General features: G+C 55.0%; 2 protein-coding genes. One reads left to right on the forward strand and one right to left on the reverse strand.

Annotation, left to right across the window (positions count from 1 at the left end; all coding sequences use genetic code 11):
• On the forward strand, positions 1-1,526 hold a 1,526-nt coding region (gcvPB, locus tag ACEYDX_RS09830), incomplete at its 5' end, for an aminomethyl-transferring glycine dehydrogenase subunit GcvPB (protein WP_373741846.1).
• 71 nt (positions 1,527-1,597) lie between these two features.
• On the opposite strand, the gene ACEYDX_RS09835 is transcribed toward gcvPB, so the two are convergent.
• The coding region (locus tag ACEYDX_RS09835) for a type IV secretory system conjugative DNA transfer family protein (RefSeq protein WP_373741847.1) at positions 1,598-2,763 on the reverse strand (1,166 nt) is incomplete at its 5' end.

Below are 2,763 nucleotides of genomic sequence, written 5' to 3' on the forward strand. Positions count from 1 at the left end.
AGATGCCGTCTGAAACGGCCACATGCCTGTCTGAAAACCTGCGTCGCAGCGGCAAAATCCTGCAACACCCCGTGTTCAACCGCTACCACACCGAACACGAAATGCTGCGCTACCTGAAAAAGCTGGAAGAGCGCGATTTGGCGATGAACCGCAGCATGATTTCGCTGGGCTCGTGCACCATGAAGCTCAACGCCACCGCCGAAATGCTGCCGATCACCTGGCCCGAGTTCGCCAATCTGCACCCGTTCGCACCCACCGATCAGACCGAAGGCTACCGCGAACTGTTGCGCGGCCTGCAAACCCAGCTCGAAGCCGTTACCGGTTTCGACGCGATTTGCCTGCAACCGAACTCCGGCGCGTCGGGCGAATACACCGGCCTGCTGGCCATCCGCCGCTACCACGAAGCCAACGGCGGCGCAAACCGCAACGTTTGCCTGATACCGCAGTCGGCGCACGGCACCAACCCCGCCACCGCCGCCATGCTCGGCATGCAGATTATCGTGGTGAAAACCGACGAAAAAGGCAACGTGGACATCGCCGATTTGAAAGAAAAAGCCGAAGCCAACAAAGACAAGCTGGGCGCGCTGATGATTACCTACCCGTCCACCCACGGCGTGTACGAAGAAGGCATCCGCGATATCTGCCGCATCATCCACGACAACGGCGGCCAAGTGTATATGGACGGCGCGAACATGAACGCCCAAGTCGGCATCATGCAGCCCGCCGAAGTCGGCGCCGACGTATTGCACATGAACCTGCACAAAACCTTCTGCATCCCGCACGGCGGCGGCGGCCCGGGCATGGGCCCCATCGGCCTCAAAGCCCATCTCGCTCCGTTCGCCCCCAGCCACACCGTCGCCCCCGTCGAAGGCGCGACCGCAGGCATGGGCGCAGTTTCCGCCGCCCCCTACGGCTCCGCCGGCATCCTGCCGATTACATGGATGTACATCACCATGATGGGCAAACAGGGCATGCGCCAAGCAACCGAATGGGCATTGCTCAACGCCAACTACGTCGCCAAACAACTGAGCGCAGACTACCCCATCCTCTACACCGGCAAAAACGGCCGCGTCGCCCACGAATGCATCGTCGACCTGCGCCCGCTCAAAGCCGAAAGCGGCATCAGCGAAACCGACATCGCCAAACGCCTGATGGACTACGGCTTCCACGCCCCCACGGTTTCCTTTCCCGTGCCCGGCACCCTGATGATCGAGCCGACCGAGAGCGAAAGCAAAGCCGAACTCGACCGCTTCATCGCCGCGCTCAAATCCATCAAACAGGAAGTGCTGAAAGTGCAAAACGGCGAATGGCCGAAAGACGACAACCCGCTGGTGAACGCCCCGCACACCGCCTTCAACCTGACCGACGGCGAATGGGCGCACCCCTACACCCGCGAAGAAGCCGTGTTCCCGCTGCCTTACGTGCGCGAAAACAAATTCTGGCCGAGCGTGAACAGGGTGGACGATGTGTTCGGGGACAGGAATTTGGTTTGTTCTTGTCCGCCTGTGGAGGTTTATGAAGGTTGATACTTGAAAGTAGAAACAATGCCTGTCTGAAAAATTTCAGACAGGCATTGTTTGTTTCAGTCCCTTTGTGGTTAGCGTACCTGTAAAGGTTCAACCTCTATGGGATTCTTTATTCTTGCACCAAAGGTTTTGTCTTGATAGTAGCGGATTTTCGATACCTTCGCCGGATGTGCCATGCCTTCGTAAATGATGATTTCGTTATCTTGGTTCATCGCTTTCAATTCCTGCGGCAGCATCAGGGCGCGGCGTTCTTCGCTGATTGATACGCTGCGCTCACGTCCTCTGCTGACGTTTTGGCGGCGTACGGTGGTGTAACCGAGCATTTCGGAATATTCGTTGGCATCCTGCTGTTCTCTCGGTGTGTAGATGATTTGCAGGGCGTGGTTGGTGATGATGGTGCGGGCGGATTCTTTGCCGTAAACCGCGTCCAGTTGGGCGACCGACTGGATAATCGGGAAGAGACGCAGGTTGTAACCTGCCATATAGCTGACAGCATTGGCAATGATTTCGACTTTGCCGATGCTGGTAAATTCATCCATCAGCAGCAGGCATTGGTGCTTGAGTGCCTGATTGTCCTGCGGAAGCTGTTTGGTGTTTTGGTTAATCAGTTGCGAGAAGAACAGATTGACGATAACGCGCGATTCGGCCAGTTTGTTGGGTTGGATGCCGATGTAGATGGTCATTTTCTTTTTGCGAACGTCGGTCAGCAGGAAGTCATCGCCTGATGTAGCGGCATCGATAATAGGGTTCAGCCATGGGTTGAGCGGTTCTTTAAACGTACCCATGATGGATCCGAAAGTCTCTTTTTCTTGGGAAATCAGACCGGCAAAGGCGGTTTTGGCTGCTTCAGATAAAAAAGGTTTTACGGACAGTTGCTTGAAATAGTCTTTCAGTTCCATTCCGTTCCCCGAAGCCAGTCGGTACAGCTTACCTAAAGTACATGGAGGTGTTGACGGTTCCAATTTCTTGGTTTGGTTTGGGATATTGTCAAACCTGCTGAAACGGTTATTTTGGGAACTTGCAGCTTCTTCATACAGATAAAGCGCAAAAGCCAAAAACGCATTTCTCGCCTGCGATACCCAAAACTTATCCCTGCTGTCGCCGTCGGGATAAAGCATAGCCGCAATCGCCATCAAATCGGAAACCCGCTGGTTTTTGTCGGAAGACACATAAGTAAACGGATTCCAGCGGTGGGTTTTGCCGTCTTCGGCAAACGGATTGAACAAATACACTTCCT

Source organism: Neisseria sp., from assembly GCF_041804105.1.
In the GTDB taxonomy this organism is placed as follows: Bacteria; Pseudomonadota; Gammaproteobacteria; order Burkholderiales; family Neisseriaceae; genus Neisseria.